Source organism: Bartonella tribocorum CIP 105476, from assembly GCF_000196435.1.
Lineage (GTDB): Bacteria > Pseudomonadota > Alphaproteobacteria > Rhizobiales > Rhizobiaceae > Bartonella > Bartonella tribocorum.
In genome coordinates, this window is record NC_010161.1 from 1,071,011 (window position 1) to 1,097,409 (window position 26,399).

General features: G+C 38.1%; 14 protein-coding genes. 4 read left to right on the forward strand and 10 right to left on the reverse strand.

What is annotated here, in order from left to right:
• Positions 1-494: 494 nt before the first annotated feature.
• The 6 genes from BTR_RS04860 to BTR_RS04885 form a co-directional block, all read right to left on the reverse strand.
• On the reverse strand, positions 495-5,483 hold the full coding sequence (locus BTR_RS04860; protein ID WP_012231634.1) for a DEAD/DEAH box helicase: 4,989 nt from the start codon (positions 5,481-5,483) through the stop codon (positions 495-497).
• A 544-nt stretch (positions 5,484-6,027) separates the two neighbouring features.
• A complete protein-coding gene (locus BTR_RS04870) occupies positions 6,028-7,515 on the reverse strand; it encodes a YfjI family protein (protein WP_012231635.1) in 1,488 nt (495 codons plus the stop codon).
• On the reverse strand, positions 7,487-7,636 hold the full coding sequence (locus tag BTR_RS13770; protein WP_169309787.1) for a hypothetical protein: 150 nt from the start codon (positions 7,634-7,636) through the stop codon (positions 7,487-7,489). Before BTR_RS13770 ends, BTR_RS04870 begins: the two co-directional genes overlap by 29 nt.
• 10 nt (positions 7,637-7,646) lie before the next feature.
• Positions 7,647-7,844 carry a hypothetical protein gene (locus tag BTR_RS13410; RefSeq protein ID WP_038473516.1) on the reverse strand — a complete coding sequence of 66 codons (198 nt, stop codon included), beginning with the start codon at positions 7,842-7,844 and terminating at the stop codon, positions 7,647-7,649.
• Between the two features lie 98 nt (positions 7,845-7,942).
• On the reverse strand, positions 7,943-8,143 hold the full coding sequence (locus tag BTR_RS04880) for a helix-turn-helix transcriptional regulator (protein ID WP_007347430.1): 201 nt from the start codon (positions 8,141-8,143) through the stop codon (positions 7,943-7,945).
• Between the two features lie 208 nt (positions 8,144-8,351).
• Positions 8,352-9,518 (reverse strand): tyrosine-type recombinase/integrase, encoded by a 1,167-nt coding sequence (locus BTR_RS04885; protein WP_012231636.1) that lies wholly within the window; start codon positions 9,516-9,518, stop codon positions 8,352-8,354.
• Positions 9,519-9,660: 142 nt separating this feature from the next.
• Here BTR_RS04885 and BTR_RS04890 point away from each other — a divergent pair, with 142 nt between their 5' ends.
• The 3 genes from BTR_RS04890 to BTR_RS04900 are packed head-to-tail and all read left to right on the forward strand — an operon-like array spanning position 9,661 to position 13,194.
• Positions 9,661-9,939: a hypothetical protein gene (locus BTR_RS04890; protein ID WP_012231637.1), complete on the forward strand. Its 279-nt coding sequence runs from the start codon at positions 9,661-9,663 to the stop codon at positions 9,937-9,939.
• Entirely contained in the window at positions 9,920-11,248 is a 1,329-nt protein-coding gene (locus tag BTR_RS04895; RefSeq protein ID WP_012231638.1) for a PBSX family phage terminase large subunit, read from the forward strand. The genes BTR_RS04890 and BTR_RS04895 overlap by 20 nt, the downstream gene beginning before the upstream one ends.
• Positions 11,233-13,194, forward strand: coding sequence for a portal protein (locus BTR_RS04900; RefSeq protein WP_012231639.1), 1,962 nt, complete (start codon positions 11,233-11,235; stop codon positions 13,192-13,194). The genes BTR_RS04895 and BTR_RS04900 overlap by 16 nt, the downstream gene beginning before the upstream one ends.
• Positions 13,195-14,686: 1,492 nt before the next feature.
• Here BTR_RS04900 and BTR_RS04905 read toward each other — a convergent pair.
• The 4 genes from BTR_RS04905 to BTR_RS04920 form a co-directional block, all read right to left on the reverse strand.
• The gene (locus BTR_RS04905) at positions 14,687-15,466 is read right to left on the reverse strand and encodes a hypothetical protein (protein ID WP_012231640.1); all 780 of its coding nucleotides are present in this window, start codon (positions 15,464-15,466) and stop codon (positions 14,687-14,689) included.
• A gap of 116 nt (positions 15,467-15,582) precedes the next feature.
• Positions 15,583-16,161: a hypothetical protein gene (locus tag BTR_RS04910; protein ID WP_012231641.1), complete on the reverse strand. Its 579-nt coding sequence runs from the start codon at positions 16,159-16,161 to the stop codon at positions 15,583-15,585.
• 82 nt (positions 16,162-16,243) lie between these two features.
• Positions 16,244-16,885 carry an LbetaH domain-containing protein gene (locus BTR_RS04915; protein WP_012231642.1) on the reverse strand — a complete coding sequence of 214 codons (642 nt, stop codon included), beginning with the start codon at positions 16,883-16,885 and terminating at the stop codon, positions 16,244-16,246.
• A 1,723-nt stretch (positions 16,886-18,608) separates the two neighbouring features.
• Positions 18,609-23,552, reverse strand: a complete 4,944-nt coding sequence (locus BTR_RS04920; protein WP_012231643.1) for a DEAD/DEAH box helicase — start codon at positions 23,550-23,552, stop codon at positions 18,609-18,611.
• Between the two features lie 1,038 nt (positions 23,553-24,590).
• On the opposite strand from BTR_RS04920, the gene BTR_RS04925 reads away from it, so the two are divergent.
• Positions 24,591-26,378, forward strand: a complete 1,788-nt coding sequence (locus BTR_RS04925; protein WP_012231644.1) for a ShlB/FhaC/HecB family hemolysin secretion/activation protein — start codon at positions 24,591-24,593, stop codon at positions 26,376-26,378.
• Positions 26,379-26,399 lie beyond the last annotated feature (21 nt).

Below are 26,399 nucleotides of genomic sequence, written 5' to 3' on the forward strand. Positions count from 1 at the left end.
CTTATAACTCATAAGAGATGCTATCAAGATCATTATGGTTATGAGTTTTGAAGGGGTTTTGAGTTTTGAGGGTTGCTGCTATTATGTAAAAAAACGATAAAAAGTAAAAACATTATATTTCAATAGGTTAATATTTTATAGACCTTAAAAAAACAACCTATATTGATAACACAACCTATAAATTCAACCAATAATATACGTTTTGAGGGGGTTTTGACGGTTTTTACACCTTCAAAACCTATAAGCAAAATGAATATACATAACTCTCTTTAAACAAAGCTTTTGAAAACAATAAAGCTATCATTTTAGATTACGGTATGACCTCTTAAAGGCAATTCAAAAGAAGTGTATTCACTTTAAGAGTGGGTTTCTTTTTAGAATAACGCATATTAGGATTGTATCTAATCAACTTAACAAAAGAGGTATAGATTATGGTTATAAGCTCTATACCCCTTATGCGTTTATCATACCCATTATGTGAGCATGTTTTTAAGCTATTCAATTTCTCTTAATACCAAATTTGGTAAGTTCTTAACGATTTTCATTGTCTCTAAACTTACGGTAATAACCCTTTGAAATAACTCTAGAGGGTAGGCAGGGTTGCCAACGGTTTCAACAGCATAGCGATTAGCATCATTCACAATACCACTCTTTTTATCAGTCTTTACACATTGACGCCCCATAACCCATTCAAGAGCAGGCTTGCCATTGACTATATACTCATAAGCTTCAAGAGGGATATCTGTCATAATGATATTGCTGTTATAAATGACAGTTGATTTATCCTTTTCGGATTTTCCTTTCTCTTTAGCTGCTTTTGCGAATTTCATTTCAGTTACATAATAGAATTTTTCGGGATTAGAAATCTTTGTTAGTTTTGGATTACCTTTTTTAAAGGTCACTGGATAAGGTTCTATGCTTTCGTAATTCACATGCAAATGACCCAATTCACGTCCTGCTGTTACAAATTTCCAAAAATCATCAGCACTCTTTACACAAGGAATGCGAGGTAATTCTTTGCATAAATTATCAGCATAACGAGAGCGATAATCTTCCGAATGCAAAAGACCGTAAACATAATAGAATAGATCATCTTTTGTTATGGTGTCATTAGGATAAGCAGCTTTAAAATGGTCTAGACCTTCATCAGTAATAGCATCACGCTTCTGTAAACCAGTTGTTTGGTTTTCCTCTATAGAGTTTGTAAATAAATGGGATTGTTTTTCATTTTTACTTTTTGAAACCGTAGTGTCTTCATAAATATAGCGTGGAAAACATTGTCCATTTTCTATCACATGAAAATCAGATACTGTCTTAATCATAATAACAGAAAAATCTTTATTTGCTCCTATACCTGTAATTTGTATCACTCTATTTTCAACCGTTTGCCCTATAGGAAATATCCGCGGCATTTGATAAACTCTTTCATTGAAAACGCGATTATAATAAAACCACTGTCGTGTAAAAGGACGGTAAAGGCTTTGTGTGAAGCATTTTTCTTCAAGTTCAAAGATTGTTTCTCTTACCAATTCTTGTTTAACATTATGACTCCAACTGATTTTTTTGGCATTCGTATTGATAAAATCATTTACAGCCCTTGTACGTGCTTTATGATCAGCATGTACATAAGTATCATTAAAACGTTCCACTTCACTATTGTAGAATGCAATCATGTTATTCATATTCTTTGCTAAAGCTTCACGGCTTGCATTATATGCCCATGCATCACGGCTAGTGATAATTCCACAAGAAAAATTTTCAAAAAATTTTTTACCATGACCTTTTTTATCATCTTTATCACCTATAGCTAAAAATGATTTGAAACTATCATCACGTTGACTAAGCCAATCCCCATGCTTATCCGGTGTAATTATTTTCCAACCTTGTTTACTCCGTGTAATGCCATCAATACTACCAAGGGATTCTATTATCGTAAGCTTTTCTTTTCTCGTGAGAGAATCTCCAATATCACGGAAATATATTTTCCCATGTTGTTGAGATTCTGGATTTTTTACGAGAATAGAGATAGCAATAGGGGCACGAGAGCCTTCACCAAAAATTCCATCACCTTCTTTTTTACGCGGTTCTCCAGAAATTCGTGCATTTCCCCGTAAATGGAAAATATAAAGGCTTGAAAATTCCTCAACGAGGCATTTGCGTAAACTATCCATAGAATGTCCAGTAATAAAACCGGCATTTGTAACAAAACCAATAACACCACGGTCTTTTATACGGTCACTTGCCCAGCGAATGGCACGTATATAGCTGTCATACAGACCTCGTATAAGACTTGCTTTCGATTGAGCCGCATAAGTTTCACTGATCCGTTTATCTAAAATCGGATAAGGAGTATTTTTCGCATTATCGTTTTCACTCTTTTGTCCTATAGAATAAGGAGGGTTACCAAAGATAACTTCGATATTTAGTTTCTTTTGAAGTTCTAAATATTCACTGTTTTCCTTGAGCATACCGTCTATCAAATTTTTTTCTTTAAGCGTCTGAAACGTATCAGCCAAACCAATATGCTTGAAAGGAATGTAATCACCTTTCATCAATCCATGATAGGTTGCTTCAATGTTAATGGCTGCTATGTAATAAGCTAAGAGAACAATCTCATTGGCATGGATATCATGACGGAATTTATATTCCATATCCTCTGGTTTGATGAGATCTGATTGTAAAAGCCTTGTGATAAAGGTACCCGTTCCAGTGAAAGGGTCGAGAATGGAGACACCCCGTGACCCCAAGCTTTTGCCAAACTCTTTACGCAACACATCATCAATAGAATGAATGATAAAATCAACAACCTCAACGGGGGTATAAACAATCCCAAGCCTATCGGTGGTTTTCTTAAATGCCTTGGTAAAAAAATCTTCATAAAGCTTGATAATAAGGTTTTGTCTTGCTTGGGGGGAGGTAATCCCAGAGGCACGGAATTTCACACTGTCATAAAACTCTTGTAACTCTTTTGATACTTGCTTGATATTGGTTTTATCCAACTCAGCTAAAATCTTTTCCATGGCTTGCGAAATGGCATTGTTTTGTACAAATTCATTGCCCTCAAACAAAGCTTCAAACACGGGACGCGTCACAAGATGTTGCGCTAACATCTCAATGGCTTCCTCTTGCTTTATTTCACTGTTTAAATTGTTCTTTAATTCTTTATGGAAGGCATCAAAGGCGTGAAAGGCTTCACTGTTTTCATCAGCAAGCAGGTTTTGAAGATGGGTGATATGGTTTTGTGCAATCTCAGCAACATTGCCAGCCCAAATGCCCCAGTAATCGGCAAGGGTAAATTTCTTAGCCAAAAGGGTTTTAAGGGCATTGGGAAACTCTTTATAAAAGGGTAATCTTCCTGTAACACTATGAATGTATTTTTGTGGTTCATAGGCTGCTTTTCCAATCTCAAGCCCCGTGCTTTCTGGTTTCTCATAAACATAGATTTTATCCTCAACCGCTGTCATGCTCTTTAAGGCGCTAATCTCCAAAACATCACTAACGTCTTGCCCTAAAATCATCTGGTTAAGGGTGATTTCGAAATTCTCATCATGAGCAAGCAAAGCATTGATCACTTGCCAGACAACACTGTATCTCTTGTTGTATTTTAAAGCCTCTTCAGCAGAAATCCCAGCCGGCACCCCAACGGGTAAAATGATATAGCCTCTTTTCTTGCCTTTGGCACGGCGCATGATACGCCCCACCGCCTGTATCACATCCACTTGGCTTTTGCGCGGGTGTAAAAACATGATCGCATCAAGAGCAGGAACATCAACACCCTCAGAAAGACATCTTACATTGGTCAGCACACGACAAGTATTTTCCCCCGCATCTTCCTTTAACCAATCAAGGGCTTCATTGCGCTTCTTGGCACTTTGCGTTCCATCAATATGAGCAAAGGTACACTGAAGAGGCGGCGTCTCTTTATAGAGCTTATGAAGATTATATAATTCTTTCTGTATTTCTTGAGAATTGAATGTGTCACGGATACGTTCAGAAGTCTTGATATCTTTACAAAAAGCCAAAGCCCGACGCATAGGGTTAGGGTCATCACTCAGATCAACTTTTAGATCTATTTTGCTAAGAGCTTGATAACAGCCTATGATTTTGGTTTTATCATCAAGAGTAAGTTCATAATTCTCATCGGTCATCAGATGTTGAATGGATTCACTCACTTCCTCTTCATTAACGCCTAAGATAATAATCTTATAAGGAACTAAGAGTTCATTCTTAACGGCTTTTGAGAATGTATAGGTGTAAAGATTTTTTCCATAGAGGGCTTCATCATCCATAGACGCTAAAATGCCATTCATTTCATGGGCTTGTTTTTTAGCACTATCAGCAAAGATCTTAGGCGTTGCAGTCATATACAGACGTTTTTTACCCCGAATGATGCTGTTATCATGAACCTTGATAAATTCAGATTCATGCTTGTCTGTTCCTAACACAACCCCAGTTGTTCTATGCGCTTCATCGCAAATGATTAAATCAAATTCGGGTAAATCATATTCCTTTTGTGCATCCGAAATCACTTGAATGGAATGATAAGTTGAAAAGACCACCGTCATCACATCAAGAGAGGTCTTATTGGCTTTACGCGCAAGCTCTTGTGAATCCGTGGTCGCCGGCAAGACAAGATCTGATGCATCAAGACCAGATTCATCATCATGTTTGCCTTTACGACGCTTGCCTACTTGTGTATCCGAACACACCGCAAAGGAACGCAAGGGGATTTCTGTATCAAGGGTCCATTCACGGATTGTTTGTGACATCAAAGCAAGGGAGGGCACTAAAAACAACACACGCTTGCCTTTTCCTGCTATGGCTTCTGCTATCTTAAGGCTCGTAAAAGTCTTGCCCGTTCCACATGCCATAATCAGCTTGCCACGGTCTGCTTCTTGTAAACCTTCACAAACTCTTTCAAGCGCTTCTATCTGATGATCTAAAAGCTTTTTTTTCGGTTGCTCTTTAAGGACGGCTTGTCCTCGTTCTTTATAAGCGCCCCAATCGATTTGACTGTTTTCTAAATCAAACAGATTAATCTGTTGAATACGAACTTCTTGACCATCACAAGTGTTGTTAGCATTATCACTCCAATTGCTTTCGGTGCTATCAACGAGAATACGACGCGTAAAAATCTTTTTGCCTGAGGCAGCGATAAAGCTATCAATATCTTCTTTTTTAATGATGTGAGAAGCATCATAGCATTTACATTGAATGGCAGCATAGCCACCTTCATCACGGATTGTAGCCACCAGATCAATACCAATATCACGCCCATCTTCATCATGTTCCTTAGCCCATTCCAAATAAGTTTGAACCTTTTCGTATTCTTGGCATTGAAGAGGGTCTTCAGCTAAATAAACCTTTACAAGGTTTTCAAACAGCGTTCCCAATTCACGGGGTGATTTTGCTTGTCCGCGATAATATTCCAACAGAGAGCGTAGCGTGACATGTTCATGATCAGACTTAAGAGATTGCAGCATATTATAACAGAGCTCCGTTTTGGTATGAGAGGGTTAATTCTTTTCAAAAGAATCAAAATGAAGCTTATTAAATCCATTTTGAACGAATTGAGAAAAAATGCAGAAAAATGCAGAAAAACGGATAATTTTTTTCAAAAAGGGTTTTTAAAAGGCTACTTATCCACAGCCCATGACATGGAATAAGATCAGCAGAATAGTAAAATTTGCTATTCGTTTCACGGATTAATCAAGACAAATGCACTACGTGCTTTAAAATATCAGAATGAGTACTTTGATAAGTTTTATAGATAGGTTTTGTCGGTTCTTAAAACCCCCAAAACCCCTACAAAACCCCTTTTTATATATATTATAGATTGTATTTACGGATTGTATTTAATATAGGTTGTTTCTTTAAAACATTAACATATTGAAATATAATAACTTTTATTTCTAATTAAAAAAATAAAATAATACCTATAAAAAGCCCCCCCAAAACTCATAATGGGGAGTGCTTTGAAGAGTTCACTGTTATATTGTTAATGTTCTATAAGATTTCCAAATTGCCTCAGTGTGATGTTTTATGGCTTGTCACTAAGGGATTCCATTCATAGCGTATGGTAGGGCGACCGCCTTGTGAGCTCTTGTCTCCAGAGATTTCACGTATATAGTTACAACGGCATAAAAGCTCTAAAGCTTGCTTAACGGCTCCATTATCTTTGAAACATTTCCAATCACGTTTATAAATATCCCTTGTTGTAAAAACATCGGGTAAACAATCACAACGTTCGACAATTAATTTTGCACTCTCTGTTGCTAAGCTATCCGCCGCCGCATAAAGCCTTTTGACATGACTTAATAAATATTTTTCCCAATACAAGGCTCTTTCAAGGGCATCTCTATTGATTTCAAAACGCCCACCATCAGCCAGTTCAAAAATCAACGCAAGGGTTGGTATGGTTTGATTCATTTTCAAAAGATGTGCTTTTAAACTTGATGAGAAATGACCATTCTTTATTCTTTTCTGGAAATCTTCCCAGCATTCACGAAACATTTCTTGGGCTTCGGCAGAAAAGCGTATAGTTATCGGATATTTTGGTGATCCTAATGGTTTATCATAAAGAGAACGAAAAACCCCTTGATAACTTTCCCATGCCTTTTGATTGGGAGGTCTATCAATCCATAACTGCTCTTGTCGTTCATCGGGAAAGATCAGCATTTGAAACCGTTGCATAAGACCATCATCGTTTATTCCACGGTGCATGTCTTGAATAATGGGAATAATACGTGCAGGTTGAATACCCCCTATAATAGAGACAGTTGCATTGGGAATAAAAATGGTTCCCCGCCCTATACGGTCATAGGTGTATGACTTATTACCATTAAAAGCTGTTAGATAAAAAGAACGGTCTGATTGATATTCCTTTCTTGCCAGATTAGATAAAAAACCAGCCAGTTCATCACGAACCAACAAGAGACCACGGGGGTTTTCTTTTAAGAGTTCTCCAAGCTTTTCAACGGTCACATCATTGACGATAAGACGTCGTTTTAGAGAACTGTCATCTTCCTCACTTTCTTTGTGTTCAAGAGCTTGTGAAAGAAGAGCAAGGGCTTGTTCTTCGTCTTGATCTTTGAGTGCTTTATAGGCTTGTTTTTTCTTTTCTCGTTTATCTAATTCACTAAGAATCTCTTTTGTTTCTTGCTGTTTTTTCTTCTTTACCCACTCTTGATGCCATTCATCTTGAAAGGCATAAAGAGGTTCTAAAGCAGCGTCCATGGTACCTGTTTTCATGGTCGAAGGTTCCCCCACAATGACACCCCAGAGATTAGGAACAATTTTCCAATTGGCATGTTGTTTTGGGGCAACCCGCACGCCATTGCCAATAACAGCAGCCAAGGAACAGAGAGCAGAGATAGCAATAAAATCCATAGGGGCTTGTTGGCTATCCGCAACGTCATAAACATAGTTCATTAATGGCGTTGGCAACTGTAATAAGCTAAAAGGCTTGACGGGTAAGAGAGCCGTATTAATCGATTGCAATTCCCCCCCAACCATTTTGTTGCAATGCTTGTTTATAAAGAATGGCTTCTAAACAAGTATTTTCGTTTAAAGAGCCGTTATCATTATCATTTAAAGGAGTATTATTCTCTAAAATATTTTTGTTATCTTGTATCATGTTATTTACCTTAGAAAATAGAGGAGATCGTTAAATATGCATTATGCGGGGTTTGCCTCATAAGGACCTCAAAGGCTTGGCTATAAGCACGCGTAGCAAAGGTAAAATCAGCTAAAGTCTTTTTGATTGGTTGGCTTCCATAACACCCATGCCAAACCCCACGCAAAGCACGTGTGATGCCCCACGCATTCTTAAAAGAACACATCATTTTAAATCCTATAACGTTGCGTCACAGGACGGATTTTGCTATTGTGAGGGTGATTAGTTTGAGAAAGCCTTGTCCGTCCTTACGTGACAAGGTTTTTTTTATGCCACGTCGTTATAACGTTGCTGTTTTGCTTGCTCGATTACATTTAAGAGATCCGATTGTAACCAACGGGATAAAAAACCAAATTTTAAAGGTTTTGGGAGAGAGCCATTGGTAACATGACGGCGGAAAGTTGAGACACTCATATGAAGTAATTTTGCACTTTCACGGTCTGTTAAAAGAATATCATTTTCTGTCATTCTAAAATCCTTTCATAATAAAAAATAGAACCAAATCATGCCTATTTATTAAGCACATTTTGGTTCATTTTTGAAGGTATTTTATTTATAGAAAACAATATTTTATCATAGTTTTATTGATGTAATAAATTATGAGTCTTATTGAGAGAGAATGAGAGAGAAGAGAGCTAAAGTTATCCACAGATCATGGGGTTATTCACCCCATATCTTAAGATTGACCGGTGACATAAGCCGCCCATTTATCCATGTAGACACGACGCTGTTCTAAATAGTCCGTACGACGATAGGCACGCTCTACTTTACCGCCCACTGTATGAGCTAGGATAGTTTCAGCGACCTCATAGGGGGCATCGGTTGTTTCAGCGAGCCAATCGCGTAAACTAGAACGAAATCCATGGGGACATGCTTTTACTCCAGTTTGTTGCATGTATTGTGACATATTATTCTCACCGAGAGGACCGCGACCGGTTGCAGAAAAGAAGAAATCATTGCGAGAAAGCGGACGCGCTTGTTTTAAAATATCTAATGCTTCTGTTGATAAGGGCACACGAAATTCTGTTGTAGCATCACGCCTTCCTTTCATATTCTCAGCAGGGATAGTCCATATATCCCCCTCAACTTGATCTTCACGAATATGACGCAAGGAATTGGTACGAACCCCTGTAAGGATAAGCAGACGCAAAGCCAGTTTTGTTATGGTTGATGCTTCACAAAGTGTTTTATAAAAAGCCGGAACATCTTTCCAATCCATAGCTGGTCTATTAGTGACCTTATGACGTTGTTTTCCTAAGAGAGCTTTTGTTTTTTCTATTGCCTGTAAGTCAACATTCAATCCTAGAGCAGCCGCATGTTTAAGACACATATTGAGACGTTTCAGTGCAGCATGAGCAGCTCCAGCTTTTGTATGCCAAATAGGAGCGAGGGTATTGCGTATCTCTATTTGCGTAATCTCAGAAACGGGAACACAACCTAACTTAGGGAGAATATGAAGGCGTAATGGTAAAAACCAATCACTAGCCTTACCATCATTCTTTAATTCAGCTTTACGACTTTCAAAAGCATCTAGTGCAATGTCTTTTAAATAATGGAGATTACGCATTGCCTCACGCTTTTGTTTATTGCGTTCTTTAATGGGGTCACGACCCTCACGTAAAACAGCACGCCATTGATTTGCACATTCGCGAGCTTGTTTTAAAGAAACATCTCTCAAGGCACCCAAGCCCATTTCGCGGCGGCGCCCGTGAAGGGTATAACGATAAAGCCATTGAGCACCTCCATCTTTACGCTTATGAAGTAACAAGCCGGCACCATCATTATATTTGCCAGCCCCCAATGTTGCGACAGATCTTGCATTAAGACGGTTCATAAGAGCCATTTTTAGTCCTTTCTTATACAGTTTTTACCCACACACCAGCCCCGCTTTTGACGTGCAAGGGAATGGTTTTGATTGATTCAAGATAAACAGCTTTGAAATGAGAGAATCTTACGTTATTCGGGACTCTCATTCAATATGAATAATGCTAGATTATCATTATAAATCAAAGTGTTATCCAAATAAGAATACACGACTTTTGAAAGAGGCAATTCTTAAAGCGGCTGAATTGGCAGGCAATAAGTATGGGAAAGAGGGGTTAATCTCTTATCTCGAAAAGCAGGCAATAAGATGCCCTGCGGCTTATCTAGCGTTGCTTGGTAAGATCTTGCCTTTACAGGTAACAGGAGAAGATGGGGGGGCGATTAAGATCATAGGGCGTGTAGAAATTGCTCCTTTAATGAATGACGACAAGACAGATTAAGATTGTACCAAAACTTATCCCTATTTTTGCAGGGGATGCTTTGGTACGCGCGGCTTGGGGTGGACGAGGGTCTGGTAAAACAAGATCATTTGCCTTGATGGCTGCTTTAAAAGGCTATCAATTTGGTATGCAAGGGATATCGGGGACTATTCTTTGTGCACGTCAGTTTCAAAATTCGCTAGCAGAGAGTTCATTGGAGGAGATTAAGCGGGCGATTGAAGCCCATGACTTTTTAAGCGAATATTACAAGGTTGGAGAGGCTTCGATTAAGTCAAATGATGGTCGTATAGCTTTTCAGTTTTCTGGACTGGACCGTAATATAGCCAGTATCAAATCCATGGGGCGTATTTTGCTCTGTTGGGTTGATGAGGCAGAGCCGGTAACAGAAACAGCTTGGCAGACGCTTATACCAACTTTGCGTGAAGAGGGAGATGGGTGGCGAGCAGAGTTATGGGTGACATGGAACCCATTGCGAGATAATGCACCGGTTGAAAGTCGGTTTCGCTTTTCAGACAATGAAGCCATTAAGCGTGTAGAGATCAATTGGTCAGACAATCCGAAGTTTCCCAAGATCTTGAATGAAGCGCGGCTTGATGATTTGAGAAACCGCCCCGAGACCTATAAGCATATATGGGAAGGGGCTTATCTTACAGCGGTTCAAGGTGCTTACTATCAAAAAGAAATGTTGGCAGCGGAGCAAGAGGGGCGGATAGGGCGTGTTGCGCGTGATCCTTTAATGCAGATACGCGCCTTTTGGGATATTGGGGGCACAGGAGCCAAGGCAGATGCGACAGCGATATGGATAGCGCAATTTGTAGGCAGAGAGATTAGAGTGCTTGATTATTATGAAGCACAAGGACAGCCGTTATCAGAGCATATCGGTTGGTTGCGTCACAATGGCTATGAGAAGGCACTGATGGTCCTCCCCCATGATGGTGCGACCAGAGACCGTGTGCACAATGTGAGTTTTGAGAGCGCTTTAAATGATGCGGGTTTTGAAACGCAGGTCATTCCTAATCAAGGGGCTGGGGCTGTCAAAATGCGAATAGAGGCAGTGCGACGTATTTTGCCTTCAGTTTGGTTCAATGAAGAGACGACTGTAGCAGGGCGTAAGGCACTGAATTGGTATCATGAGAAATGGGATGAGAAGCGTAATATTGGTTTGGGAGCAGAACATGATTGGTCCAGTCATGGTGCAGATGCTTTTGGATTAATGTGTGTGGGGTATGAACAACCGATGCAGAGACAAAAGAGACAAGCTTATAGCGGTAGAGAAGCCTATGAGAGTACGTCATGGATGGCAGAATGATGGATGATGAAGAGCATTTAGAAAAAGAACATAATGCATCAGATCTGTCAACAGAAGGTTTGTTTCGCAAGTTAGTCAGTTGGTACAAAGAAGATGTGGAGCATGTGAACAAATGGCGTGAACACGCAAGGGAGGATTTTCAATTTTACAATGGTGATCAGTGGAATGATCAAGATTTAGCGGCTTTAAAAGAGCAACGCCGCCCCGTTATGACCTTTAATCGCATTGCCCCACTTGTGAATGCTGTTGTGGGTTCAGAACGCAACAATAAGCGCGAAGTGCAATTTATTCCCCGTCAAATAGGCAAGGCATTGCCCAGTGAATTGCTTACAGGGGCAGCAGAATGGTTTCGTGATATGGCACATGCGGAATACGCAGACAGTGATGCTTTCCAAGATGCTGTCATCTGCGGTATGGGGTGGACCGATACGCGGCTTGATTACGAAAATAGTCTTGATGGTGAACCGGTCATTACGCGTTTAGACCCTTTGAAAATGGTTTGGGATAGTGCGGCAGTGCAACCGAATTTAACGGATGCACAACGCATGTGGTATGTAGACCGCAAGCCATTAGACGTAGCCAAGCAAATGTTTCCCAAAGCTCATTGGAGTGAACTTAGTGCGGATTGGGCGCGTGATGGGGCTGCTTATGAAGGGGTTCATCATAATGATCTTGAAGCTTACGATGATGAGAAGGGCATTGATGTTGAAAACGGTCGACGGATGGTCACACTAGTGGAATGCCGTTGGTTTGAAAGCGAGAGATATTACAAGGCGCCCGATTTGGAAACGGGTGAACTTCGTGATTACAGCGAAGAGGAGTTTAAGCAGCTCCAATGCATGATGCCCGATATCCAAGGGGCGGCTTTCAATAAAAAGGTTGTAAAACGCGCCTTTTTAGGGAGAAAACTGCTTGAATGCCCTGATCAACCTTTGGTTCCAGCGGGTCAATTGGGTTGGGAGTGTATCACGGGGTATTTTGATAAGATAGAACGGCAATTTTATGGGGTTGTCCGTCCGACAAAAGACCCACAACGGTGGGCGAATAAATATTTTAGTCAGGTGATGCATATTCTCAATAGCCAATCCAAAGGTGGGATTATGGCTGAGAGGGGTGCATTTGAAGATGAGAGAGAAGCTGTAAAGAGTTGGAGCAGGGTAGATAGTATTACGGTTTTAAAAAATGGCGCTTTGGCAGGGGGTAAGATACAGCCCAAACCCGTAGCACAGTTTCCAACCGGTTTTTTCCAACTGTTTAATGAAGCGAAAGAAGCAATTAATCAAGTTACAGGTCTCTCACCAGAGTTTATTGGAACGAGAGAAGTTTCACAAGCAGGGATTTTAGAGGCACAACGGCGTCAATCCAGTCTTAACCTGCTTGCTTGTTTGTTTGATGGTTTGCGTTTGTATCGCAAAAGGCAGGGCAAGATCATTTTGCACCTGATACAGAATTATTTGTCTGATGGTCGCTTGGTACGGATATCGGGTGAGGAGAATGCGCAATATATTCCGTTGACCCGTGAAGCGGTAATGAGTGTTGATTATGATATTGTGGTGGATGATGCGCCCACCAGCCCGAATGAGAAAGAGCGGACCTTTGGCATTATCACGCAATTATTACCGTTGCTTCAAAATGCTGTTACACCGGATATTATGCTTGATTTGCTTCGTTACTCACCCTTGCCTGCGTCTCTGCTTAATCGTGTGAGCGAGAAGATGCAACAGCAGCAAATGGCACAACAAGCCCAGCAACAGCAAATGAATCCGGAACAAGAAATGAAGTTGCAAGAAAAGCAGCAGGATATTGCTGCTAAAAGTCAGATGCAACAGATGGATTTGCAAGGCAAGCAGATTGAATTGGTCATGCGTCAAGAGAGAGCAAAATTGGAAGCGGAATTGATGCAACAACGCATTATAAATAAAAATACAATAAAGTCAATATGTTGAGCGTAATTATTTTATATGAATCCACTCAAGAATCCACACTTTTATACGTGTTTAAATTGACCATTTTTTATAGAAGATTGCCATGTATGAATAGACCATAAAAAGCAAATCATGGTGCAAATATTATAACGCATGTAAACATTCAAATGAAATGAAAAGCAGATATCATTCATAACAGTTTATAAATTTTATGATACGTTTTTAATCACAGCACAAATCACATTGTTTAAAATTTAGTTGTTTGGAATTATCGATAACATACGTTTAAAGATCACATCTTGTTTTAAAGATTGGATTGTTAATCGCATAAAATAACAAATTAACGTTCGCCAAAATTGGCGAGCGCAAAATAGAGAGCTGTCATAACAGCATCATCATAACAGCGAACATTTTAAAGATTGCATAAAAAGATTTAAAGATAAGATGGATTTTATAACCACGGTATTTTTTTACTGGGGGAGGAAATCAAGGTAATGAAATTCAAAACGTCCTGTCTTATGAAATTGAAAGCCTTTATGATATAGGCAAGCAAGCGAATAGCAAAATCGTTATAAAGTTTGAAACGCTTTCTTTTAAGACTGGTCAATGCAAATTTGGATTGAGTGATTTTAGTCTCCTCAAATTTGAGGGCACCTATTGAGATAAAGATAAGCAAACAAATTTCAAAATCGTTATAACATCATAAGGTACGGAATTTTTCTAAATTTTTAGACAAAACGCCATTGTTTAAAGAATGCTCTATTCTAAAGATAACGAGCTTGAATTTGAGCTGGTTGATTTTTCCAACTCAAAATTGAGCCAGCTTATTTGTAAAAAGTTACATTTAAAGAAAAGTAAAAATACGCTTATGAGAACCTCTCTAAATGAATGCTTAAACGTTTGAAAAGTAAAATAAGATTTTTATAAGAAACGTTTGAAACGGATGTTTATAACAGTTTTTAAAGCCTTGCGTTTGATAAAAGCGGTTGTTTATTGTCTTATGAGAAATTGTTTTGAAAACTAATGCTCGTAAATGTAAAAAACGGATTTTGTTAAAGCTACCAAGTATTTTGATTTGTTTGATAGGCTTTGACTTTAGACAATGCGTTATTTCAATTTACTCAACTCAATTTTAAAGTCAGTATATTGAAACGTTTTAAAAGAAGCATTTTGATCATGTGCTTTATTTCAAATGACCACCTCACAAATGAGGGCGTTATGATTGATATATTTAATAGCAACGAAAAGCGTTTATAGGCTTTCTCATTCAAAAGAGTGATTAAAGATCATACGCATCATTTACATTTCTTTTGATAAGTTTTCATATCTCTAATAGAGCGCTTGTAATATAATACGTTTTGTATATATGTGTCATCACTCCATTGTGGATGATTAATTTTAATCATTAGAATCACATTTGAAAGCCGCGTCATATCACTGACACGGCTTTTTTTAATTCTCTCTTTTATGATGGGTTTATAACCATAAAGAAGGCGCCCCCCATGCCTGTTTTTTATTCTGTTTTATCAGTTATATTGACCACATTATCGCTTTCATAAACTTCACAATTTTTGGGAACTAATCTTACTTTGCTTCTTTTATCGAGCTTTGCATTGCCATAAGCACGCCCCCAGATCGTTGCATAATATGAGATTTTTGCATTGCCATAGACAGATCCATAAACCTCACAAGAGCCACCCGCGTGCGCATTGCCATAAACCTTGCCATAAATCTTTGCACGGCCATTAATCACAGCATAATTATAAATTTTCGCATGGCTATAAATGCAAGCAGAGCCAGAAACCTTGGCATGACCATAGACGCGTGCATAACTAAAAACCGTAGCATCATAAGAAACATGGGCATGGTCATAAATATGAGCATCAGCAAGCACGCGGGCAGCACCACTCACATGAGCATTGCCATAAACATAGCCATACACATGAGCACTCCCATAAACACAAGCCTGATCATAAATCTTTGCATATTGAGAGATAAAAGCCCTGCCATAGACCTCAGCATTATCACAGACTTGACCACAGACTTGAGAATAATGCCGTATTTTTGCATTATCACAAACGCGGGCATGACCATAGACGCAAGCATCATCATAGACCCAGCAGTTGCCATCATGGGAAAGGTTGACTTCCTTTTCGATAAAACCGCCTAAATCCCCCGCCTTTATATCATCAAAATCTTTTAAAGCCCGAATGCGATAAAGGCTTGTGATATTTCGAGTAAGAGCATGTTTGATTTTTTTTATTTCACTGGTTAATTCGTATTTTTTACACATAGAGATACCCTCACATAATAGATATGTGTTAAACGTTTTCTAAAATTTGAAATGGAAAATTGGATTGGAAAGCAGGCGCCCCCACCGCGCCCGCATTTTATTTACGTTACATTAGGTTAGACCCATACAATTTCTAATGAACCATAAGGAGAGAGACGCTCAGTATAGGTTTTAATTTTAGTAGACCCGCCGACATTTTCACGAATAACAGCAATGCCATGGATATGAGCATTTTCAAAAATATGCACGTCATTTGCTATACGAGCGTTTTCATAAACCCTAGCATTGTCATAAACATAGGCATTATCGTAAATAATAGCCTTGCCATACACATGAGCATTGCCATAGACACGGGAATTATCAGAAACAACAGCATTGCCATAAACATGCGCATTATCATAAATATAGCCAGCAGCGATAGCATTATCATAAACGCGGGCATGACCATAGATATGACCACAAGCGACAGCCTTGCCAAAAACCCTTGCGTTTTCATAAACGTGACCATTTTTAAACACAAGAGCATCATCATAAACCCAGCAATTGCCATCATGGGAAAGGTTATCTTCCTTTTCAATAAAGCCGCCCAAGGCACCAGCTTTAACATCAGAAAAGTCTTTTAATGCTTGGATACGATAAAGGGTATGATTACCAAATACACGCGTTTCATTTGTGAGTGCAAACTTTTTTTGCATAACACTATTCCTTTATAAAGAAGATTAAATTTTAGAATGAGATTTTTTAAAGAGGGGCGCCCCCGCCGCGCCCGCGCATTATTTACGCAGCGTCTTTTATAGACTGGTCATTATAGACAATTTCTTTACTACAGACTTCAATATTATTGCGAACCCAAGTGTCACCTTTGATAACCGCATTGCGAAAAATCTTTACATTTGGAAAAATACAAGCATATCCGGAAATTTTCGCATTATCATAAATTTTTGTATCATTAAAAACACAAGCGTAATAATGAACATGAGCATTACCAAAAATATGAGCATCCGGATAAATACGTGCAAAGCCATACACATGAGCATTGCCATAAATATGGCCAGCCACAACCGCCTTGCCATAAACCCTTGCATTTTCATAAATACAAGCCATATTATTCACATGGGCATACCCACTTACAACGGCATTATCGTAAACCCTTGCATTGCTATAAACCTTGGCTTTACCGCCGACCCAGCAATTGCCATCATGGGATAAATTACTTTCACCTTGTATAAACCCGCCTAACTCACCTTTTTTGACGTCTCCAAAATCTCTTAAAGCGCGAATTCTATGAAGTGTTTTAAAGCCCACCTCTATTGTCTCACCTGTAAATTCGTATTTTTTTGCAGGCTGTTGTTTATTAACAGATGCAGTTTCATTTGAAATGTTAGAGAGAATGGGGGTGTTTTTTGAGATATTTGTCATATTTAAAACCTAACTGTAAAAAAGTTTTCAATTGACAACCCTATAAGGGCGCCGGGTGTTGAAAACACGGCAGTTAGTCCGTTGCTACGCTTTTCCCATAAGGGTATTGTATGGCATAGCTACACCCGACATGATCACCATATATGCTAACTAGAGCATAAAAGATAGTCAGTTTTTAATAGGATTAGGTTTATCGTAACCTAGTCGCTAACTGTAAGTGTTTTCATCACTTGAGTATTTATATAACAAAATACGTATTTATTGTCAAATAATATTTTATCTTTTTTGATATTTTTTGTATTTTTTTAAATACGTTATGTATTGACAATATTATATGCTTATGAATTGCTTCTTTTATATTTATGCGCTTTTAAAGCTATATTATTGGCTTTCTTAAACGATTGCGTTATTTTTTGAATCTATACATTTATAATATTTTAAAAAGCTCTCATAATGCGTATTTTTATCTTTATAACCTATAAAGTTTTTTACTAAATGAATTTAAGATTTTTTGTGAATTTTGTTTATAACGCATTTATCATTTGAACTATCTTAATAAGCGCCGCGCTCTTATAACCAACGCATTCATTATGATTATAAAACCTTGCTGTTTTTACACCTTCTCTATAGCTGTTATGTTCTTTATAGCCATGGCATCATTTTTCATTTTCATAAAAGAAACGATAAATAGGATAATTACGATTTATAGACTGTTATGAAAACATCTAAAGAGAGATTGATAATTATAGAGATCAGAAAAATACCTTTTAATAGACCGTGTCAGTGTTGTCAGTTTTGTCAGTTCCTTTTAGACACTCTATTATTTTTTTTAAATGCGTAAAAACTAAAAACATTATATTTCAATAGGTTAATTTCTTTTAAACATAACGCATATCAAGAGTACAATCTTTAAAGATAACCAATGATATGAATTGATTAAAACCTGTCAGTTATGTGTCAGTAAATTGAACTGACAAAAGTGATCATTTTAGTAAGTCATTAAAACGTGTCTTATGAAAAGCATAGGAAATTAAAAACTGATTACGTTATAAAAATCCCTTTTATGAATTTTATCAGTTCTTTTGAATGATAACCTTATGATTTAGAGAATGATTACAACGTGCTTTATAAAAAGCATGTGATCCTTTAAAGCCTTTCAAAAGATGGTTTATAACTCATAAGAAATGTTATCAAGATCATTAGGTTATGAGTTTTGGGGGTGTTTTTTATACGTATTATTTTATTTTTTTAATTAGAAATAAAAGTTATTATATTTCAATATGTTAATGTTTTAAAGAAACAACCTATATTAAACACAATCCGTAAATACAATCTGTAATATATAAAAAAAGGGGTTTTGTAGGGGTTTTGGGGGTTTTAAGAACCGACAAAACCTATAAGTAAAATGAATATACATAACTCTCTTTAAACAAAGCTTTTGAAAAGGATAAAGCTATCATTTTAGATTACGGTATAATCTTTTAAAGGCAATGTAAAAAAATTTAATTCATTTTAAGAGTGGGTTTCTTAAAAGTCTTAAAGCAATCCAAAGTAGAGTATCTAAAAGTGCAAGTTTCTTCTTTTTAGAATAATGCATATTAGGATTATATGTAAGCAATGTATAAAGGGGGTATGGAGTATAAAGGGGTATAGAACCTATAGGTATAAGACCTTATACCCCTTATGCGTTTATCATACTCATTATGTGAGCATGCTTTATAAGTTATTCAGTTTTTCTTAATACCAAATTTGGTAGGTTCTTAACGATTTTCATTGTTTCTAAACTTACGGTAATAACCCTTTGAAACAATTCTAGAGGGTAGGCGGGGTTGCCAACGGTTTCAACAGCATAGCGATTTGCATCATTGACAATACCACTCTTTTTATCAGTCTTAACACATTGACGCGCCATAACCCATTCAAGAGCAGGTCTACCATTGACGATATACTCATAAGCTTCGAGAGGGATATCTGTTATGGTAATATTGCTATTATAAATAACAGTTGATTTATCTTTTTCGGATTTTCCTTTCTCTTTAGCTGCTTTTGCGAATTTCATTTCAGTTACATAATAGAATTTCTCAGGATTAGAAATTTCTGTAAATTTTGGATTGCCCTTTTTAAAGGTCACTGGATAAGGTTCTACAGTTTCATAATTCACGTGCAGATGACCCAATTCACGCCCTGCTGTTACAAATTTCCAAAAATCACCAGCACTTTTAACACAAGGGATACGAGGCAATTCTTTACATAAATTATCCGCATAACGGGCACGATAATCTTCCGAATGCAAAAGACCGTAAACGTAATAAAAGATGTCTTCTTTTGTTATAGTCTCATTAGGATAAGCCGATTTAAAATGCGCTACCCCCTCATCAGTAATGGCATCACGAACTTTCTTTTGTGCATCTGTAGTAAATAAGCTATGGTCGTGAGTTTTTTTATAATTAGAACATAATAGAAGCGGATAGCATCTTGCTGTTTCTAATGTAGCATAGTTAATTGGTTTATTTGTCATGAGACATGAAAAATCTGATCGATTTCCTATGCCCGAAACACAAATCCCAAGATTATCAGGCATATCTGGATTAAAAAACTGATGTGTTTGTCCTAACATGTCATTAAGAAATGATGATGTATAATGCCACATTGTTACAAACGGACTATAGAGAGCAGGAACTATTAGATGGGGTTCAAAGATTGCATCATCTCCACGTTTTAAACGAGAAATAAGAGTATCCGTCCAACTAATTTTGGTAGCATCATAATCAATAATATTTTTTACTGATATAGATGGGTTTTCAGTAACAAGACGTTTTTGTTCATTAAAAAATTTAATCGTTTTTTGAATAGAGGTACTTAGTGCGTTATTCGAAAAATTACAAACCCAAGAATCACGAGTTGATTTTATACCAAGCGATACTTCCTCAAATAACTTAGCATCTATTGGGGTATTCCTATTCCCCATAGGTATGAATTGATCAAAATCAGCAACTCTTTGCTTTATCCAATCACCATGTTTATCTGGTGTAATTATTTGCCAACCTTTTTTATTTCGTGTAATGCCATCAATGCTCCTAAATTTTTCAATTATCGTGAGCTTTTCTTCTCTATTGAGATAGTCTCCAATGTCACGAAAATATATTTTTCCATGCTGCTGTGCATTTGGATTTTTTACGAGAATAGAGATAGCAATAGGGGCACGAGAACCTTCACCAAAAATCTTACCACCTTCTTTACGAGAAATTTCTCCAGAGGTTCGTTGATTACCACGCAAATGGAAAATATAAAGGCTGCTAAATTCTTCAACAAGGCACTTACGTAAACCATCCATAGAACTTCCATTGATAAAGCTTGCATTTGTGACAAAGCCGATTACCCCAGCATTATCAATACGGTCACTAGCCCAACGAATGGCACGAATATAACTATCATAAAGTTTGTTCCGATTTATAATTTTTGTTGATTTCAATATATATTTTTCACGGATACGTTCATCTAATATGGGGTAAGATGTATTCGGATTATTATCATTCTCACTTCTTTGACCAAAAGAATAAGGAGGGTTGCCAAAAATAACTTGGATATTGAGCTTTTTCTGATGCTCCAAATATTCACTGTTTTCTTTGAACAATTTTTGCAGAAGGTTCTTCTCTTCAAGCATGCGGAAAGTATCGGTCAAACCAATATGCTTGAAAGGAATATATTCACCTTTCATGATACTATGATACGTCGATTCTATGTTAATCGCTGCTATGTAATAGGCGAGTAAAACAATCTCATTGGCATGGATATCATGACGGAATTTATATTCCATATCCTCTGGTTTGATGAGATTGGATTGTAATAGCCTTGTGATAAAGGTACCCGTTCCAGTGAAAGGGTCAAGAATAGACACACCACGTGATCCCAAGCTTTTGCCAAATTCATTCCGCAACACATCATCAACAGAATGAATGATAAAATCAACAACCTCAACGGGCGTATAAACAATCCCAAGCCTATCCGTGGTTTTCTTAAATGCCTTGGAAAAGAAATCCTCGTAGAGTTTGATAATAAGGTTTTGTCTTGCTTGGGGTTCGGTAATCCCAGAGGCGCGGAATTTTACACTGTTATAAAACCCTTGGAGTTCCAAAGACTCTTGCTTGATATCGGTTTTATCCAACTCAGCTAAAATCCTTTCCATGGCTTGTGAGATGCTATTGTTCTGGACAAATTCATTGCCCTCAAACAAGGCTTCAAATACCGGACGCGTCACAAGATGTTGTCCTAACATCTCAAGGGCTTCCTCTTGCGTAATACTGTCATTTAAATTGCTCTTTAATTCCTTATGAAACGCCTCAAAAGCACACCGCGCTTTGCCTTTCTCATCAGAAAGAATATCTTTAAGATGATTGATATGGTTTTGTGCAATCTCAGCAACATTGTTCGCCCAAATGCCCCAATAATCAGAAAGGGTCGATCTTTTAATCAGAACGGTTTTAAGTGCATTAGGAAATGCTGCTACAAAATTGAAGTTTGTTTGTCCATGATGAGTAGAAAGCGCTTTACGGATTGGAGAGACATTGCTTGCGCTTGCATGCTCTGGTTTTGCTTGAAGAGGGATATCATCAACAACCGTGGTGACATTCTGTATATCAATATTTTGAGAAACCGTTATAATCTCTAAAATAGGGCTGACATCTTGTCCTAAATTCATTTGATTGAGCGTTTTACTAAAATTCTCATCATGAGAAAGCAGCGCATCGAGAACCTGCCAAACAACACTGTATTTCTTATTGTTCTGTAAAGCTTTTTCGGGGTCAATCCCAGCAGGGACCCCAACGGGTAAAATAATATAGCCTCTTTTTTTGCCCGGAGCGCGCCGCATTACACGTCCGACCGCCTGTATCACATCCACTTGGCTTTTACGCGGGTGTAAAAACATCACCGCATCAAGAGAAGGAACATCTACACCTTCAGACAGACATCTTACATTGGTGAGAACACGGCAATGATTTTCTCCCATATTTTCTTCAAGCCAATCCAGTTTTCTTGACCGTTCTTTTGCGCCATCCTTCCCATCAATATGGTCCACTTCACAGATCAGAGGAGGCGTATCGGGGTGGTTTTGATAAAGTCTGTTGAAAATCCTCTTAACACCTTTTCCTTGAAAGGTATCACGGATCTGTTTAGAGGTCTTGATATCTTTACAAAAAGCCAAGGCACGACGCATGGGAGCCGTATCATCCCCAAGATCAGTTTTCAGATCCAGTTTGGCTAAAGCTTGATAACAGCCAACAATTTTTGTTCTATAATCAAGAAGAAGTTCATAATCTTTACTTGTGGTAGGCATCTCCATGGTTTTACTGATTTTCCCCTCATCAACACCTAAAACAATAATCTTATAAGGGGTTAACAGTTCATTCTTGACCGCATCGGTGAAACTGTAGGTATAAAGCACTTTTCCATAAAGCGTTTCATTATCCATAGAGGCTAAAACAGCATCAACCTCATCAGCACGCCTTTTGGCATGGTTACTAAAGATACGAGGCGTTGCTGTCATGTATAGACGTTTCTTGCCTCGAATAAGACTGTTATCATGAACCTTGATAAAATCAGATTCATTGTCCTCTGTTCCTAATGAAGCCCCCGTTGTTCTATGCGCCTCATCACAAATAATCAAATCAAAGGCTGCTAAACCATGATCCTTTTGTGCATCAACAATGACTTGTATTGATTGATAGGTCGCAAAAATAACACTCATCGCATGGGGAGAAGAGTTGCCTACTTTCTCGACAAGCCTAGAGGCATCGGTTGTCGCAGGGAGGGCTAAATCAGATGCCGATATTTCCCCATCATCCTCTTGGTTTTTACGACGCTTGCCGATTTGCTTATCGGAACACACCGCAAAGCAACGCAAGGGCACTTGTGCATCGGCTGTCCATTCACGAATGCTTTGTGACATCAAGGCAAGAGAAGGGACCAAAAACAATACATGCTTGCCAGTTCCTGCTATGTGTTCAGCTATCTTCAAACTGGTGAAAGTCTTGCCCGTTCCACATGCCATAATCAGCTTGCCACGGTCTGCTTCTTGTAAACCCTCACAAACCGCTTTGAGCGCTTCTTTCTGATGATCTAAAAGCTTTTTCTTCTTTTGCTCGTAAAGAACAATGTTGCCCGTCTTATCAAAAATACCCCAATCGATTTGACTATTGTCCATATCAAACAGATTAATCCGATAAACCGGAACCGCTTGCCCTTCAATCATGGTATTGGCATTTTCGCTTAAATCTCTTTCTGTACTATCAATGAGCAGACGGTATTTAAATCTCTTTTTACCAGAAATAGCGATAAAGCTTTCAATATCATCTTGGGTAATCTGATGATTGGTCTCATAAAATTGACAGCGAATAGCAACGTAATCGTCTTGATCACGAATTTTAGCCACTAAATCAATATCGGTGTCTGTATCGCTTCCTTTCCATCCCTTTTCGTCAGCGACCTCTCTATAAGTTTGAACCTTTTCGTATTCTTGGCATTGAAGCGGGTCTTGCGTCAAATAGGCAATGACAAACTTTTCAAAAGCAGCCTGCTTTTCTTGCTCTGATATCGCTTGTTCACGATAAGATTGTAAGAGCGCGCGTAAAGAGACATGTTTGTTATCAGAATAAAGAGGGTGAGACATAAAGAACGACTCCATGACAATATATTCTAAAGATCGATTCTCTTCAAAAGAATCAAAATGAAGCTTATTAAATCCATTTTGAGTAAATGGTAAAAAAAATGTAGAAAAATGCGAAAAAACGGATAATTTTTTTCAAAAGGGTTTTTTAAAGGTTTTTTATCAACAGCCCATGACATGGGACAAGATCAGAAAAGTAGTAAAATTTGCTGTTTATTTTATGGAAAAAAGACAAATGTACTACGTGCTTTAAAATATCAGAATGAGTATTTTGAAGTGTTTTACGAGGCACTAAAATAGTCTATTTTGTCAGTTCAATTTACTGACACATAACTGACGAGTTTTAATCAACCCATATCATTGGTTATCTTTAAAGATTGTATTCTTGATATGGGGTGTGTTTTAAAGACATTAACCTATTGAAATATAAAGTTTTTAATTTTCACTCATTTGAAAAAATAATTATAGGGTCTAAAAGGAACTGATAACACTGGACAAAACTCTTTCTATAAGATCACTCAGATCATTTTTTAAGAGAAAAATTCTTTGATGAAAATGCCATTAAATATAACTTATTAGAAAATCAAGACTTTGTTTGCTCGCCAAATTTGGCGAGCAAAGGCAGGAAAAAGAGTTTTGCGTAATTGTCTTGAAAGGCTCTCAAAGAGATTTCTTATTGTTTTATGCTGTTGTTTTTGACGACTGGATGTACTTGATAGTATGATGTCTCGTTTATATGCGTGTTGAGTGGCTTAAAGGAACTGGAGAGTGAATTTATCTCTAATGATTGATAAGTATATTGTAGCGTTAAACTGGGGATATTGAGGCTTAGACATTGACTTGCCAAACAATTTTGGTTACGGTTTTTCTAGCGTAAATGTGGGGGAGAGATCTTCAGCAGTTAAAATAAAGCAGGGTTTTGGTGCGGATTGTCTTTGAATACAGAGATGGACCCTGTTATTAGAAATCTTCATAGGATAATACCCATTTTGAATGGTGTTATCAAAGGTTCGTGAAGTTTTTTTTAACAATGCTTCATGAATGATAAAAGCGGGGCAATCTGTATTGTTATTCATCTTTTTACATTGGAAGAGTTTTTTAAGGTTTTTTCTTGCCTTAGTGTTGTTTAGCATGTTGAGTGGTGTGAGTGTTTATGCGCGGTCCCCGGCTGTTTTTCATTCTCCAACAGATAATTTTTCTCGCGGATATTCAGAAAAGCAGCAATTAGAAAGAATTGAGAATTTACGCGCCTTAACGCCTAAAGGCATTCCAATGCCTTCTGAAGGAAATCAAGGAGCACTTTGGGGGAGTGGGTACTGCTTTCCAATTCATGATATAGTTGTTGATGGGGTTTATCATATCAAGAAGAGCGCTATAGCAGCTGTAACAAATCCCTATGTTGGAAGATGTATCGGTCTTGTCGATATCCAGCTCTTAATCAAGCAGTTAACCAAGGTTTATTTGGATCAAGGCTATGTAACGGCGCGTTTTTATATCCCAGATCAGGATATCAAAAACAGCAAGGTGCTCAAATTTGTTGTGGTTGAGGGCAAACTTTCGGATATTTATTACAACGGTTTACCGGCTTCTTCTCATAATTATGTTGTTTGGAGTGCTTTTCCGGGTTTGGAAGGGCATATTTTGAATATGCGCGATATTGAGCAGGGGCTTGATCAAATCAACAGGCTTTTTTCAGGGCACGCTCAAAGCGAACTTCTCCCAGGTCGTGAAGAGGGTAGCACCATTGTGAATATTAACAATCAGCCTAGTAAAGCTTTCAAGGTTCGTGTTTCCCATGACAATATGGGACAATCCTCCACGGGTTATGCGCGTTATAGTGCAGGCTTAAAGCTCGAAAATATTTTAGGTCTCAATGATGCGTGGAATTTTAGCTATCAACGCAGTCAAACAGATTATTGGGGTGGGAGCGAACAAGAAGGACATAGCAATAATATTTCAGCGAGTGTGAGCATTCCCTATGGTTATTGGACCTTTGGTTTAAATGGCACTGTTTATAATTATCAAAGCATTATCCATGGCAATTTTACCGATATTGAGACGACGGGGGATTCCAGTGAGTTACATGCCAGTACAAGCAGGGTTCTTCACCGTGATAGTGTTTCCCTGACAACTTTGAATGTGGGGCTTTCCTATAAAAGAACCAACAACTACCTTCTTGGCAATAAGATAGAGGTTGGCAGTCGTCAATATAGTGTCGCCAATTTTGGCATTTCGCATTCTCGTCAGATGTTCGGGGGGACTTGGACCTTTGATGTGAGTTATTTGCAAGGACCTCCCCTTTTCCATTCTGTAAAGAAACATACTCCAGGAGCGGGGGATGGGGAGCCTCAATTTGCAAAATTTACCGGCACACTGAGTGTTATGACGCCTTTTAAGGTTGGTGAGTGGAATTTTCTGTTGAGCAATCTTTTGAGTGGTCAATATTCACCACATAATTTATTGGCTGCAGAGCAGATTTCGTTGGGAGGCACTTCCAATGTTCGTGGCACGCGCGAGAGTTTGATTTTTGGCAATAACGGTTTTTTTACCCGTAATGACTTGATGCTGAGAACCATTCCGTGGAGCAATAGTGCGACGCTCAAAAAGACTTTGGGTGAACTTCGCCCTTATGTTGGTTTGGACTATGGTCGTGTTTTTTCGCAAGCTTTGTATGGATTTACGAGTGAACAGCTTGCGGGTTGGACAGCAGGCATCAAGCTTTCAGGGGGGATGGTTTCTCTTGATGCCAGTTATTCCAGTATTTTCTGGAGCACAGTCAAACATAAGAAGTCAGGCACATTTTTAATGACATTAGCAATGGAACTTTAAGCGTATTTATTGGGGAGTTAA